Source organism: Streptomyces sp. NPDC058525 (genome assembly GCF_042719495.1).
In the GTDB taxonomy this organism is placed as follows: Bacteria; Actinomycetota; Actinomycetes; order Streptomycetales; family Streptomycetaceae; genus Streptomyces.
Genome location: NZ_JBHXNP010000072.1, coordinates 19800 through 32861, shown reverse-complemented (window position 1 = coordinate 32861; position 13062 = coordinate 19800). Strand labels below are relative to the sequence as shown.

General features: G+C 76.2%; 11 protein-coding genes. 3 read left to right on the top strand and 8 right to left on the bottom strand.

Annotation, left to right across the window (positions count from 1 at the left end):
* Nucleotides 1–65: 65 nt before the first annotated feature.
* Nucleotides 66–554 carry an SRPBCC family protein gene (locus tag ACFWP3_RS28485; protein ID WP_384226523.1) on the bottom strand — a complete coding sequence of 163 codons (489 nt, stop codon included), beginning with the start codon at nt 552–554 and terminating at the stop codon, nt 66–68.
* 180 nt (nt 555–734) lie between these two features.
* On the opposite strand from ACFWP3_RS28485, the gene ACFWP3_RS28480 reads away from it, so the two are divergent.
* On the top strand, nt 735–3146 hold the full coding sequence (locus tag ACFWP3_RS28480) for a hypothetical protein (RefSeq protein WP_384226521.1): 2412 nt from the start codon (nt 735–737) through the stop codon (nt 3144–3146).
* On the opposite strand, the gene ACFWP3_RS28475 is transcribed toward ACFWP3_RS28480, so the two are convergent.
* The 5 genes from ACFWP3_RS28475 to ACFWP3_RS28455 all read right to left on the bottom strand — a co-directional run bounded on the left by ACFWP3_RS28475 (nt 3097) and on the right by ACFWP3_RS28455 (nt 9179).
* On the bottom strand, nt 3097–5550 hold the full coding sequence (locus tag ACFWP3_RS28475; protein WP_384226519.1) for a right-handed parallel beta-helix repeat-containing protein: 2454 nt from the start codon (nt 5548–5550) through the stop codon (nt 3097–3099). The genes ACFWP3_RS28480 and ACFWP3_RS28475 overlap by 50 nt on opposite strands.
* Nucleotides 5551–5652: 102 nt before the next feature.
* Nucleotides 5653–6264, bottom strand: a complete 612-nt coding sequence (locus tag ACFWP3_RS28470) for a hypothetical protein (RefSeq protein WP_384226517.1) — start codon at nt 6262–6264, stop codon at nt 5653–5655.
* A gap of 105 nt (nt 6265–6369) precedes the next feature.
* A complete protein-coding gene (locus ACFWP3_RS28465; protein WP_384226515.1) occupies nt 6370–7194 on the bottom strand; it encodes an MOSC domain-containing protein in 825 nt (274 codons plus the stop codon).
* A 56-nt stretch (nt 7195–7250) separates the two neighbouring features.
* Entirely contained in the window at nt 7251–7754 is a 504-nt protein-coding gene (locus ACFWP3_RS28460) for a DUF6643 family protein (RefSeq protein WP_384226513.1), read from the bottom strand.
* Between the two features lie 246 nt (nt 7755–8000).
* Complete coding sequence (locus ACFWP3_RS28455; protein ID WP_384226511.1) at nt 8001–9179, bottom strand: glycosyltransferase; 1179 nt, start codon at nt 9177–9179, stop codon at nt 8001–8003.
* A 346-nt stretch (nt 9180–9525) separates the two neighbouring features.
* Here ACFWP3_RS28455 and ACFWP3_RS28450 point away from each other — a divergent pair, with 346 nt between their 5' ends.
* Nucleotides 9526–10317 carry a glutamate racemase gene (locus tag ACFWP3_RS28450; protein ID WP_384226508.1) on the top strand — a complete coding sequence of 264 codons (792 nt, stop codon included), beginning with the start codon at nt 9526–9528 and terminating at the stop codon, nt 10315–10317.
* Nucleotides 10318–10354: 37 nt separating this feature from the next.
* Here the strand turns inward: ACFWP3_RS28450 and ACFWP3_RS28445 are convergent, their stop codons facing one another.
* Both ACFWP3_RS28445 and ACFWP3_RS28440 read right to left on the bottom strand, forming a co-directional pair.
* The gene (locus ACFWP3_RS28445) at nt 10355–11311 is read right to left on the bottom strand and encodes an ADP-ribosylglycohydrolase family protein (protein WP_384226506.1); all 957 of its coding nucleotides are present in this window, start codon (nt 11309–11311) and stop codon (nt 10355–10357) included.
* Nucleotides 11308–11904, bottom strand: coding sequence for a TetR/AcrR family transcriptional regulator (locus tag ACFWP3_RS28440; RefSeq protein WP_384226558.1), 597 nt, complete (start codon nt 11902–11904; stop codon nt 11308–11310). Before ACFWP3_RS28440 ends, ACFWP3_RS28445 begins: the two co-directional genes overlap by 4 nt.
* A 97-nt stretch (nt 11905–12001) precedes the next feature.
* Between ACFWP3_RS28440 and ACFWP3_RS28435 the strand changes: the two genes are divergently transcribed.
* Nucleotides 12002–13060 carry an FAD-dependent oxidoreductase gene (locus tag ACFWP3_RS28435; protein ID WP_384226503.1) on the top strand — a complete coding sequence of 353 codons (1059 nt, stop codon included), beginning with the start codon at nt 12002–12004 and terminating at the stop codon, nt 13058–13060.
* Nucleotides 13061–13062: the final 2 nt, after the last annotated feature.

Below are 13062 nucleotides of genomic sequence, written 5' to 3'. Positions count from 1 at the left end.
ACGCCGACGGAACCGATAGCCGTCGGCGGGGGCACCGGCCGGCGGTGGTCACTGCCCGGCGGCGGTCACTGGCCGGTCGCGCGGCGGGCGGTGAGCAGGCCGTCCAGGGTGCGGACGGCCGTGCGGAAGGAGTGGCCCAGGCCCGGGCGGGCGGCCGTCAGGGCCAGCCGGAAGGAAGCCGGGCCGTCCGCGGCGAAGGTCCAGCGGACGTGTGTGCCCGAACCGGCGGGCGTCAGCCGCCACTCCTCCAACAGGGCCCGCATGCCCGGCGCGTTGGTCTCGTCCACCCGGTAGGCGTACCGCTGCTCCGGATCCGCCGCCATGACGGTCTCCAGGAACCGCACCCCGCCCATCAGCCGGACCTCCCGGCCCGCGCCGCCGTGCGTGGGGCGGGCCAGCGTCACCGCCCTGAACCAGCGCGGCCAGCCCGTGACCTCCTCGGCGAGCGCCCGGTACACCGCCTCCGGCGGCGCCGCGGTATCGGCGGCGAAGACGAGTCGGACCGGCGCGGTCTCGGTGAAGTCCAGCCCCACCGGGCGGAGTCGGCGTGCCATGGCGGTTACCTCCCGTTGGTGCGCGTCGAACGGTCGCGCGCGTCACCCTAACTGGCTGTCCGTCAGATGTCCCTGCCGGAACGGTTTTCCACCCACGACCGGCGCGTGGCCCTGGCCACGGGACCCTGCCGCGGGGGATGCTGGAAGCGCGCCGATCCCGCCCCGCGAGCGGAGCCAGCCGTGCCGGAGACCCCGGAGACTCGCCCACCCTCACCCTCACCACCACCACCACCACCACCGACGCCGAGCCCGCGCCCGAGTCCGCCCCCGCCGCTCGCCCTCGAGCTGCTGGTCCACGGCGTCGCCGGCGCCGCCCCCGCCGAGCTGCTCGGCGATCCGCGCACCGTGCGCGTCACCGGCGATTCCACCGCCGCCGTCTTCCGCCGCACCGAGGACGCCGACGCCGAAGCCCGACCCGAGCGGTACGCCGGACGGCCCGTCCCCGAGGCCTACTGCTGGTCCCGGCTCACCTCCGGAAACGGCGCCCGCGCCCTGTGGCTGCTGCTCCTGCCGTTCATGGTGGCCAACCTCGCCCACTGGGCCCGGCCGGCCACGCCCGCCGCCGACCCCGCGCCGCGTGCGGTCCGCGCGTACGGGGTCCTCGTACGGATCCTCGCGCTCAGCCTGACCGTGCTGCTGATCGCGGCCGCCTGCGAGGTCGCACTCGACCTGTTCGCCTGGCAGTGCGCGGGATCCGGTACCTGCACCGCCGACCGCTCCTGGCTGGGATTCCTCGCCGACGGCGGCTGGTGGGCCCAGCCCGGGCGCCGGCTCGCCCTCGGAGCGCTGGTCCCCGCCGCGCTGACCGGGCTGCTCTGGTTCCTGTCGAACCGCACGTGGAGCGCCTACGAGTCCCAGCCGCCGCCCGCCGGCGCCCCCGACCCGGACGCGGCCTCGGACACCGCGCCCGCGCTCGGCCGCCCCGGATTCTGGTACGGGCGGCGGATCGTGGCCCGGCTGCGCGCCGCCCACACCGCCGCCGGGCTGCTCACCGTGGCCGCGGCCGTCGCCGCACCCACCGCCCGCCACGACCGCGCCGTCGGCGCCCCCTTGCTCGAAGCCCTCGGCTGGGCGCTGGAGGTGCTGATCGCCGCCGGGGGGCTCAGCGTGGCCTGGGTGGTCTGCCGGCGCGGCCGCAGCGAGGCCCGGCCCGACCGCAAGCTCGACCAGGCCGCGGTCACGCTGCTGCCCGCCGCCGCCCTTGCGCTCCTCCTCGCCGTACTCCTGTACGCCTGCTGGTCGCGCCCCGGCTGGACCTCCGCCGGGCGGCTCCCCGGCGACTTCGCCTTCGGCGTGCTCATGCTCGGCCAGGGCCTGTGCGTGCTCGCCCTCGCCGTGGTCGCCGCCGCCCTGCACCGCCGGGCCCCCGATCCGGCCGCCACCCTGCGAGGCCTGGGCGGGCCCGCCATCGCCATGCTGGGCTGCGCGCTCGGCGGGGTGATGTCGGGCGGGGTCGCGCAGCGCGTCGCGGACTGGCTCGACGGGGGCGCCACCCCCGGGATGGCCGGTGCGCCGCTGCCCGGGCCGCCCGTGCTGCTGTCCTGGCAGGCCGCCGTACTGCCCCCGATGCTGCTCGTACTGGCGCTCGTCGCCGCCTGGTTCGCGGTGCGCGGAGCCCGGACCACGCGCAGGCTCGCCGGGACCGTCGCCGCCGAGTACCCGGGGGAGGCGCCGGACCGCTCGCGCAGCCGCCGCATCGCGGGCGCCCGGGCCGCCGCCGCGCTCACCGACTCCGCGCCGTGGTTCGTGGCGGCCGTCTCCGGAATCACCCTGCTGCTCGGCGCGGGGGCACTCGCCGGAGCCTGGATCGGGGGGCGGGTCCCGGGGGAGGCGGCCCGCGGGAGCGGCCCGGTCCTGGAGACCGCCGCCCGAGCCGCCCAGGACACCGGCTCCTGGCTCATAGGCTTCGGCTTCGTCCTGTTCGTCACCTGGGGCCGGCGCGCCTACCGCGATCCCGCCGCCCGCCGCACCATCGGGATCCTGTGGGACGTCGGCACCTTCTGGCCGCGGGCCGCCCACCCCTTCGCGCCGCCCTGCTACGCCGAGCGTGCCGTCCCCGACCTGACCTGGCGGATGACCGGCTGGACCGGCCGCACCGGCGGCCGCCTGGTGATCTCCGGCCACTCCCAGGGCAGCGTGCTCGCCGCCGCGGCCGTCTGGCAGCTGCCGCCGCCCGTCCGCCGCCGGGTCGCCCTGCTCACCTACGGCTCCCCGCTCGGCCGGCTCTACGGCCGCTGGTTCCCGGCCTACTTCGGCCCCGGTCCGCTCACCGCCCTGCACCACGACGTCGACTGCTGGCGCAACCTGTGGCGGGCCACCGACCCCATCGGCGGGCCGGTGCTCCCCGGCACCCCGCAGGACGTCGACCGAGGCCCGCTCGCCGACCCCGTCGCCTACGGCCGCAGCCCCCGCCACCCGCTGCCCGCGCCGATCCTCGGCCACTCCGACTACCAGGCCGACCCCGCCTTCGCCGCCGAACGCGACGCCCTGCTCGCACGCCTGGACCAGGCGCCACCGGGCGGGGGAGTACCCGGTCAGCGGCTCAGCAAGGCGCCGGCTGCGCCGGCAGATCCGCCGGGAACAGCAGGGTGAGCTCGTCCGTACTCGGTTCCCGCAGCTGGGCCACCCGCCCCGCGTGCCGTTCGACCATCGACTCGAAGGTCTGGCGCGCGGTGCGCCCGTTGCCGAAGGCCGGCCCCTTGGGCAGCTCCGTGAAATAGCCCAGCAGCGCCTCGGCCGTGCCGTCCCCGAGCCGGTACTCGTGCTCCTCCGCCTGCTGCTCCACGATCCTCAGCAGCTCCTCGGGCCCGTAGTCGCCGAAGGTGATGGTCCGGGAGAAGCGGGAGGCCACACCCGGGTTGACGGTCAGGAACCGGTCCATCTCCGCCGTGTACCCGGCGACGATCACCACCACCGCCTCCCGGTGGTCCTCCATCAGCTTCACCAGAGTGTCGATCGCCTCGCGCCCGAAGTCCCGGCCCGAGTCCTCCGGCGCCAGCGCGTACGCCTCGTCGATGAACAGGACCCCGCCCCGCGCCCGGTCGAAGGCCTCCTGCGTACGGATCGCCGTCGACCCGATGTGCTCGCCGACCAGGTCCACCCGCGACACCTCCACCAGGTGCCCGCGCTCCAGGACCCCGAGCGAGGCCAGGATCTCCCCGTACAGCCGGGCGACCGTGGTCTTGCCCGTGCCGGGGGAGCCGGTGAAGACGAGGTGCCGGCGCACCGAAGCCGCCTTGAGGCCCGCCTGCTGCCGCCGCCGGCCCACCTCGATCATGTCGGTGAGCGCACGCACCTCGCGCTTGACGCTGTCCAGGCCGACCAGCGCGTCGAGCTGGCCCAGCACCTCGCCGGAGCCGCGGGCCGCCGCCGGGCCGCCGCCGTCTCCGTCCCCCGCGTCCGCCGGCCGTGCCGCGGGAACCTCGGCCGCCCGCGGTACGGGGCCCTGCGCCGCGCCCGCCGTACGGACCTCCGCCCGCGCCCCGGCGAAGGCGCCGCCCGATGCCGGCTGGGCCGCCGGCCGGAGCCCGGACCCGTCGCCCGTGCAGCCCTCGGCGAGCGGCCCGTCCTCCGGGAACTCGTACCCGCCGCGCGCACAGCGCTCGGTGTGGCAGCGGGCGAGGGTGGTGCGGCAGCCGTCGAGGATGTGGAACCCGAAGCCGGCACTGTCCGTCACCCGGCAGGCCGTGAAGCTGCCGCGGCCGCCCGCCGACACGTAGAAGCCGGACTCGGCGGGGGAGGTGACCGTGCACCGCTCCAGGGTGGGATCGGCGCCCTTGGTGACGATCACACCGGTCTGCACGGCGTCGATGGTGCAGTTGGCGAGGGTGCCGCCGCTGCCGTGGTCGCGGAACCACGCCCCGGTGGCCGCCTCCCGGATCCGGCAGTCGTCGAGCTGCGCGGTGGCGCCGTCGCTCACCGACACCGCGGTGTTGCGCACCTGGGACAGATCGCTGTCGACGACGTCGACCCGCGAGCCCCGGTCCAGGACGAACAGCGCGTCCGGCACGTCGTGGACCCGGCAGGAGTCGAGGGAGGCGGTGGCCCCGTCACTGATCCACACCGCCGGATAGTCGCCCGTGCTGTCGTGGATCTCGCAGGACTCGGCATCGACCCGGGTGCCCGGATCCCACACCGACAGGCCGTTGCGCCCGAAGCGGCGCACCGTCGTCCGGCTCAGCGTCAGCACCGAACGCGACCGCAGGTCGACCGCGTTCTCCGGGATGTCGTGGATGTCGCAGCCGGCCAGCGTGAGGACGGCGTCGGTGTCGAGCGTGACCCCGTCGGCGGAGGTGCGGTGCACCGAGCAGTCCGTGAGCCGGGCCGTGGCGCGGGCGGCGACCTGCACCCCGCTGCCCTTGATCTCGTACACCTCGCAGCCCAGCGCCTCCAGGCCCGAGCCCTCGCCGGTGACCCCGATGCCCGCGCCCGTGGCGTGGTGGATCCGGCAGCGCTCCAGGCGCGGGCGGCCGCCGCCGCGCACCGAGATCCCGGTCTGTCCGGCGGCCACGACCTCGCACTCCTCGAACACCCCGCCGCCGCCGTCCAGGACGGCGATGCCGACCCCGGTCGGATTCTCCACGGTGCACCGCCGCACCAGGGGCCGGGCCCCGGCGCCGCGCACCTCGATGCCGGCCGCCGAGCGGGTGCTCACCCGCAGGTCGGTGAGCTCGGGAGCGCCGTCCTCCACCAGCAGGGCGGGAGCGGCCCGGTCCTGGCCCTCCAGGTGCAGGTCCTGGACGACGGCCGAGGCGCGCACGGTCAGCGCGACCCCGTCGGGCGGTGCGATGCGCACCGACCCCAGACCGCCCTCGGGCCCGCGCAGCGTCACGGCATGGTTCAGCACCAGGTTCTCCCGGTAGGTGCCGGGGGAGAGGGACAGCACGTCCCCGTCGCCCGCGACGGCCAGGGCCGCGGCCAGCGTCGGATACTCACCGGAGCGGCGCCGCCAGCGCGAGGCTCCGCCGTGCGTCACCTGGACCGTGCCCTGAGCCATGGTGCTGTCGTGCCCCCACCCTCGTACTCGCCGGGCCGCCGATGCGGCCGGTCTGGTCTGGCCGGTCCACCGTAGCGCGCGCGGGGCCCGTGAGTTGCCAGGTCAACTGCCCGCGCCCGCCCGGCCCCAGTCCGGCCCCGCCGCCGCCCACGCGCGGTCCAGACGTATGTACCGCCGATGCACCAGCCTACGTACGACCAGCCGGCGGACCGTCTCGGCCAGTACGGCGGCCGCGAGCGCCGCGGCCAGGCCCGCCAGCGACGCGTGGAGGGCGGCCGAGGACGGGTCGAGCGGCTGCCCGACCACCCGTCCTCGCGCATCGGTCCATATCCGGAACTGCTCGCCGGGGCGCGGCGGTTCCTCGGCGGCCGGCACCGTGCCCTGGTGGCTGCTGCCGTCGGGCGCGGTCCACACGGCCACCACCTGGGTGCGGGTCGGGGTGGTCCGCTGCGCCGAGGGGTCGGCGGACGCGTCCGCCGCCGAGTCCGCGGCCGGCCGGACCACGACCGCGGGGACGAGGTGCCGCTCCTGCCGCTGGGCGAGCGCGGCCTGCCGGAGCGTCCCGTCGACCTGTATGCCCGCGACGCAGCCGATGGCCGGAGCCACCAGCAGGACGCACACGAGCGCCGCGAAGGCCACCCACGCCTCGAAGAGATCGGTCGGCCGGCGCAGCGGATTGCGCCGCCAGCGCCACACTCCCATTGCTGTCCACACGGTCCGGCTCCCCCCACATTCGCCAGCCATCCGTCCTGTCCTGACTGCTCCAACGGCGTGGTCGCACCGGTGGTTCCAGTCCGGGGGCAGAGCCCCCCGAAGGTGTCATTCCAGGACGCGGACCTCGTCGCCGACGCGCAATGTCCCCGTCCGCACCGGCACCAGGTGCCGGCCGAAGGCCAGGGACTTGCCGATCCGCCGGTGCGCGGCCAGGGTCTTCAGCGGCTCCTTGCCGCGCTCCGCCGTCCGCTGGTCGGTGGTGGTGACGACGCACCGCCCGCACTCGCGGACCCCGCGGAACACGGCGTCGCCGATCGCGATGCGCCGCCAGCCGTCCTCCGCCCACGCCTCGGCTCCGGACACCACCACATTGGGCCGGAAGCGGTTCATGGGCAGCGGGCCCTCCGCCGCGTGGTCCCCCCGTGCGATCAGCGCGTTGAGCGCGTCCAGCGAGGCCAAAGTCGTGAGCAGCACCGGGTAGGCGTCGGCCAGGCTCACCGTCTCGCCCGGCAGTGCGTACTGCGGGTCCACGGGCCGCCGTACGGCCGGATCGTCCAGGTGTACCAGCCGTACCGGCACCCCGAGGTACGCGCTGAACCAGTCGGCCGCCTCGCTCGCCGCGACCGCGGTCTCGACCTTCTTCCCGAACAGCGCGACCGGCTCCAGCGGCCCCGGCCCGGGCACCTCCACGAGCAGCTCCGGCATGCCGGGCGCGGACAGCGCGATGCCGTCCCCGTCCGCCGGACGCGCCGCGGCCAGCGCCAGCCGCGGCTGCTGGCGCTGGGTGATGACCGTGCCCCATGCGTCGACCAGCGCCCACCGGCGGTCCCCGGACAAGCCCCAGGGCTCCACGGCCACCTCGTCGGGAGCGGTCCCCGCTACCGATTTGACGGGATGGACGTGAAGCGCCTGGACGTGCAAGTTCGACATGGGGGCATCCTGTCAGGCGCCCCCTCCGCGGCCCCAGCGGATATCCGCCGCTCGGGTCAGTAGCCGCGCCCCTGGTACGGGCGGCCGTACGGGTCCTCGTACCCGGCGGCCGGGACCGGCGCGGGAGCCTGCATCGGGCGCGGCGCGGCCGGACGCATGGCCTCGTACCCGGTGGTCGTGGCGACCGGGCGGGGCTGCTGCGGCTGGTGCTGCGGTACGAACGCGCCGCGGGCCGGCTGTTGCTGCTGCGGGATGTACGGCGCGGGCGCGTGCTGCAGCGGCATCGGTTGCGGCGCGGCCTGCTGCTGGTAGGGGTAGCCGTACGCGGGTGCCTGCTGCTGCGGCATGGCCGGGGGCAGCGCGGGCAGGGAGGACGCGAGGGCCGGCAGGTAACCACCGCTCGAATACCCGGCGCTGGGGGACTCGTAGGCAGCCGGAACCCGGATCGGGGCGATCTGCGGAGTGCCGCGTTCAGCGACGAGCGAGTCGTAGATGGGGGTGTCCGGGAAGGAGGGCGCGGAGTAGTAACCGCCGCCATAAGTGGAGCGGGGGGAGGTCATGGGACCTAAGTTAAGCCCACGACTTCACCGGGTCCATAGCGAGGTGTCGTCAACACCGTCCTGACCTGCATATTCGCAGGTCAGGACCCCGCCTTTCACTTGACGTTCACGTGCACGATTCGCCACTTCCGCCCCGTCTTGTTCGCACTCGTACCCACCGGTTGTGCAGTGCACCGACTTGGTGCTGACGCAGCGTCACAAGCCGGTGACCTCGGATGACGTTGTTCCGGGCAGCAGTTCGCCGTTTCAGGCGTCGCTCGGGCGGGCATAGGTACGGCCCTTCCACGCCGCCCCCCGCCCCCGGTAGTGCTGCACGGCCGAATCGACGGTCATCAGCAGGTACAGCAGCGCCGTGAACGGAAGCAGCGGAGCGAGCGCCGCGGGCTGCCGGTAGTACCGCAGCATCGGCAGGTAGGTGCCCGCCATCAGCAGCCAGGCCAGGCCGCCGGCCCACGCCGTGCCCGGCTGACCGGCCGCGAGCCCGTACAGGAGGGCGGCCGGCGGCACGAGATAGACGAGCACCAGGCCCGCGACCGTCCCGGCGAGCAGGAGCGGCTGGTGGCGCAGCTGCGCGTAGGCGCTGCGCGAGACCATCCGCCACAGGTCCCCCAGTGCGGGGTACGGGCGCACGCTGTCGACCCGCTCCGCCAGGCCGAGCCAGATCCGGCCGCCGGAGCGCCGGACGGCGCGGGCGAGGGACACGTCGTCGATGACGGCCTGGCGGATGACGTCGGGCACGCCCGCGCGGACGGCCGTCTCGGTGCGCAGCAGGACGCAGCCGCCGGCGGCTGCCGCGGTGCGTCCGCCGGGGCGGTTGATCCGGCGGAAGGGGTAGAGCTGGGCGAAGAAGTACACGAAGGCGGGTACGACGAGCCGCTCCCACACGCCGACGACGCGCAGCCGGGCCATCTGGGAGACGAGGTCGAGGCCGGCGGAGGTCGCGGCGGAGACCAGTTCGCGCAGACTGTCGGGCTCGTGCGCGATGTCGGCGTCGGTGAGGAGCAGGAACTCGGGCTCGGTGGCGTGCGCGGTACGGGCGAGCGCGATGCCGTGGCGCAGGGCCCAGAGCTTGCCGGTCCAGCCGGGGGCCGGGTCGCCGGGGGAGGTGACGGTGAGCGGCAGCCCGGGCTGCTCGCGGGCGAGGCGCTGCGCGAGGGCGCCGGTCCCGTCGGTGCTGCCGTCGTCGACCAGGATCACCTCGGCCTCGCCGGGATAGTCCTGGGCGAGCAGGGAGGCCAGGCTCGAGGGCAGCACCTCGGCCTCGTCCCGGGCCGGGACGATCACGGCGACGGACGGCCAGCGGGCGGGGGCGGTGCGCGGGGGGAGCCGGACGTCGGTGCGCCAGAACATGCCCTGGGCGAGCGTGAGCCAGAGCCAGGCGGCGAGTGAGGCGTAGGCCGCACAGGCGGCGATGAGGGTGCCCATGGCGGCAGTGTGCCGGGCCCCGCGGGGCGTGTCGCGCATCCGGCCGCGGGTGTCCGCCGCTTCCGCTGCGCGGAGCTCGGCGGTCGGGTCCGGGGGCGGGGCCGGGGCCGGTCGGTGAGGCCGACGGGCAGGGTCCGCTGCGGGGCCCGCGTTGGGGTGTCGGAGCGGGGCCGGGGGAGGAGGGATGGGGCTCGGTGTCGGGGGAGTGGGCGCGGCCTTGCGGACCGGTTCCTATGGGGCAGGGCGGGCGGGGCCGGGCTGGATGGGGCGGTTCGCGGTGGTTTGGGGTGATACGGGTGCGGGACGTCGGGGCGGTGGCCGTAGGGGTGTCGACTAAGGTGGGCGGGTGAAGATCGCGCTCATGGACTCCGGAATCGGCCTTCTCGCGGCGGCCGCGGCGGTGCGGCGGATGCGGCCGGACGCGGAGCTGGTCCTGTCATCCGACCCCGACGGCATGCCCTGGGGTCCGCGTACGCCCGCCGACCTCACCGGGCGGGCGCTCGACGTCGCCCGCGCCGCCGCCGCGCACCGCCCCGACGCGCTGATCGTGGCCTGCAACACCGCCTCCGTGCACAGCCTGCCGGCCCTCCGGGCCGAGCTGGAGCCGGGCATCCCGGTCATCGGGACCGTGCCCGCGATCAAGCCGGCCGCGGCCGCCGGCGGGCGCGTGGCGATCTGGGCCACCCCGGCCACCACCGGCAGCCCGTACCAGCGCGGGCTGATCGGCGAGTTCGCCGCCGGGGCCCGGGTGACCGAGGTGCCGTGCCCCGGTCTGGCCGACGCGGTCGAGTCCGCCGACGACGAGGCCGTCACGGCCGCCGTGGCCGCGGCCGCGGCGCTGACCCCGGCCGACATCACCGACGTGGTGCTCGGCTGCACGCACTACGAGCTGGTCGAGAGCGCCATCCGGGCCGCGCTGACCGAGCGGACGCAGGGCGCCGAGCTGGTCTTCCACGGATCCGCCGAGCCCGTCGCCGTCCAGGCGCTGCGCCGGATCGGCGCGCGCCCAGAGTCCGGCCTGCCGGCCACCGGCGGCCTGACGGTCCTGCGCAGCGGCCGTCTCGGCACGCTCCCGGCCGCCGCCCTCGGATACGCGGAGGGCCGCCTCCTCGCGGGCCGCGACGCCGTCGTCGGCTGACCTCCCCCCCCGCTGCCCGCCGGCCCGTTCCCCCTGCCTACGCCTCGCCCGCCGAGACCAGGCGACGCGCGAGGTCCCGGAGGCCGTCCGCGTCGAGGACGCGGTCGCCGAAGCCGGGGAGGGGGACGTGGAGCGGGGCCGTCCACTGCTCGGGGACGGCCCGTTCGCCGTAGCGGGCCCCGGCCAGGGCGCCGGTCACCGCCGCCACCGTGTCCGTGTCGCCGCCCAGGTCCACCGCGGCCCGTACTGCCTCCGCGAAGCCGGTGGTCGTGCGCAGGGCCCAGACCGCCGAGCCCAGGCAGGGCCACACCGCCCCGTTGAACTCGGTGGCCAGGCCCGGGTGCCAGGCCGGGTCCAGCACCACGGCGTACCGCTCGCGGTGGCCGGGATGGACGGCGTCGAGCGTCGCCGGGAGCGCGGCCAGCGGATCGGCGCCCTCCAGGGCCACCCGGACCAGCTCGTGCAGGACGGCCGTGCCCTCCCAGGCGGCCCGGTCGCCGTGGGTCAGTGCCGCGATCCGCCGGGCGGCGTCCATCGTCGCCTCGCGCCCGCTGCCCGCGAAGTACACGGCCGAGGTGGCCGCGCGCATCAGCGAACCGTTGCCCGCCGCCCGGGCGTTGATCTGGAAGTGCAGCGCCGCGGCGCGGTCCCAGGGCTCGCCGTTGGTCAGTACGTCCTCGGTTTGGAGGCCGATGTCCTTGGGTCGGCCCGCCGCCCACCGCCGGAACCGGCCGAAGACGTCCGGCAGGTCGAGGCCGCCGTGTTCCAGCAGGGACTCGCCGACCAGGACCGCCATCTGCGTGTCGTCCGTCGCCTCGCCCGGATCCCAGCCGCCGCCCCCGAGCATCTCCTCGCCCCGCTCGCCGAACTGCCCCGGCGGGCCGAACTCGTACGGCGCACCCAGCGCGTCCCCCGCCGCGGAGCCCAGTACGGCGCCCACGGCACGCTCGGTCCGGGTGGTCCGCTCGGTGGGGGTGATCGGGTCGGCGGTCATCGCGTCGGCTCCTCGGGATGGTCGGCGGCGGCCAGCAGGCCGCGGGTGAAGGCGTCCAGATCGTCCAGCCCGGCCGCCGCCAGGCTGTCCGGCGCGCCGGCCAGCAGGTGCGGGAGGGCCCCGTGCAGGGCGAGGGTGAGGGCGCGGGCGTTCCGCGGCCCGGCCGGCAGCCCGGCGGTGCGCAGCAGGTGCCCGTACGCCGCGAAGTCCGAGGCGGCGATCGGGTCCAGCAGCCCGGCCAGCCACGGCCGCCGGGTCGCCTCGGTCTGGAGCTCCAGGTAGGCCAGGGTCCGGGCCCGGCCCGGTCCGGCCACGTTCCGCAGCAGCCCCGCGAGCAGCGCCGCGAGCTCCCGCGCGTCGGAGGGGCCGGGCCCGGCCCCCGCCAGGGAGGCGGCCACCGCCCGGTACTGCTCCAGGCAGCGCTCGGCTACCGCCCGCAGCAGCGCGTCGCGGGTCGGGAAGTAGTTTTTGGCCGTGCCCGTCGGCACCCCGGCCGCGGCGTCGACGGCCCGGTGCGTCAGTCCGCGCCCGCCCGCGTCGGCCAGTACGGCGATGGCCGCGTCCCGCAGCCGGTCCCGACGGTCCTGGTTCACGTTCCCCGCATTCACGTTGCCAGCATAACCACATCCGTGGTACCACAGATGTAGTACCACGGATGTGGTGGCCGGTTGGAGCGGAGGGGGTTGGGTCATGGGCAGCGGGAACACGGCCGTCGTGGTGGGCGCGGGCGTCGGAGGACTCGCCACCGCCATCGGCCTGCGGCGCGCGGGCTGGGCGGTGACCGTACTGGAGGGGCGGACGGCGCTCGAACGCTACGGAACCGCCTTCGGCATCCACCCCACCGCCCAGGCCGCGCTCGAACGGCTCGGCCTCGGTGAGGTGCTGCGGGCGCACGCCGTTCCCTACCGCGAGGCCCGGATCCGCCGCCCCGACGGCAGGGTGCTGGCCGCGCTCCCGCTGGAACGGATCGAACGCAAGGCGGGTCGGCCCGAACTGCTCGTCTCCCGGCCGCGCCTGATCGACGCCCTGCTCGCCGCGCTCGAACGGACCGGCGGCGCGGAGATCGTCTACGGGCACCGGCTCACCGACCCGGCGGGCCCCGAAGCCGGCCGGGCCGACCTCGTCGTCGGCGCCGACGGCATCAACAGCGCCGTCCGCACCGCCTGCTTCGGCCCGGCCGGCGGGCCCCGCGCGATCGGCTCCGTCGCCTGGATCGGGATCGCCGGCTTCGAGACCGGCGTGTACGGAGAGACCTGGGGCGAGGGCCGGTTCTTCGGGATGACCCCCGTCGAGCCCGGCCGCACCAACTGGTACGCCACCGTGCCCGAGGCCACCACCGCCGACGCCCTGCGGGAGGCCTTCGCGGGCTGGCACGACCCCGTCCCCAGGATCCTCGCGGAGACCGACCCCGCGACCTGGATCCGCTACGAGATGCGCCACCTGCACCCCGCCCTGCCCTCCTTCGTCGCGGCCGGCCGGGTGGCCCTCGTCGGCGACGCCGCCCACGCCATGACCCCCAACCTCGGCCAGGGCGCCTGCACCGCCCTGCTCGACGCCGAGGCGCTGACCCGCGCCGTCGCCGGAGCCGCCGCCGGGCCGGGCGGGCTCCCCGCCGCCCTGCGCGCGTACGACGCCGAGCGCCGCCGCAGCGCCCAGCGGGTCGCCTTCGGCTCCCGGACCCTGCACCGCTTCGTGACCACCCGCCGCCCCGGCCTGCGCGACGCGCTGGTGAGCCTCCTGCCCGGCTAGGA

Coding starts and splice junctions, on each gene's coding strand:
- ACFWP3_RS28485 (WP_384226523.1), bottom strand. CDS start 554: ATGGCACGCCGACTCCGCCCGGTGGGGCTGGACTTCACCGAGACCGCG.
- ACFWP3_RS28475 (WP_384226519.1), bottom strand. CDS start 5,550: ATGGCTCAGGGCACGGTCCAGGTGACGCACGGCGGAGCCTCGCGCTGG.
- ACFWP3_RS28465 (WP_384226515.1), bottom strand. CDS start 7,194: ATGTCGAACTTGCACGTCCAGGCGCTTCACGTCCATCCCGTCAAATCG.
- ACFWP3_RS28435 (WP_384226503.1), top strand. CDS start 12,002: ATGGGCAGCGGGAACACGGCCGTCGTGGTGGGCGCGGGCGTCGGAGGA.
- ACFWP3_RS28445 (WP_384226506.1), bottom strand. CDS start 11,311: ATGACCGCCGACCCGATCACCCCCACCGAGCGGACCACCCGGACCGAG.
- ACFWP3_RS28455 (WP_384226511.1), bottom strand. CDS start 9,179: ATGGGCACCCTCATCGCCGCCTGTGCGGCCTACGCCTCACTCGCCGCC.
- ACFWP3_RS28460 (WP_384226513.1), bottom strand. CDS start 7,754: ATGACCTCCCCCCGCTCCACTTATGGCGGCGGTTACTACTCCGCGCCC.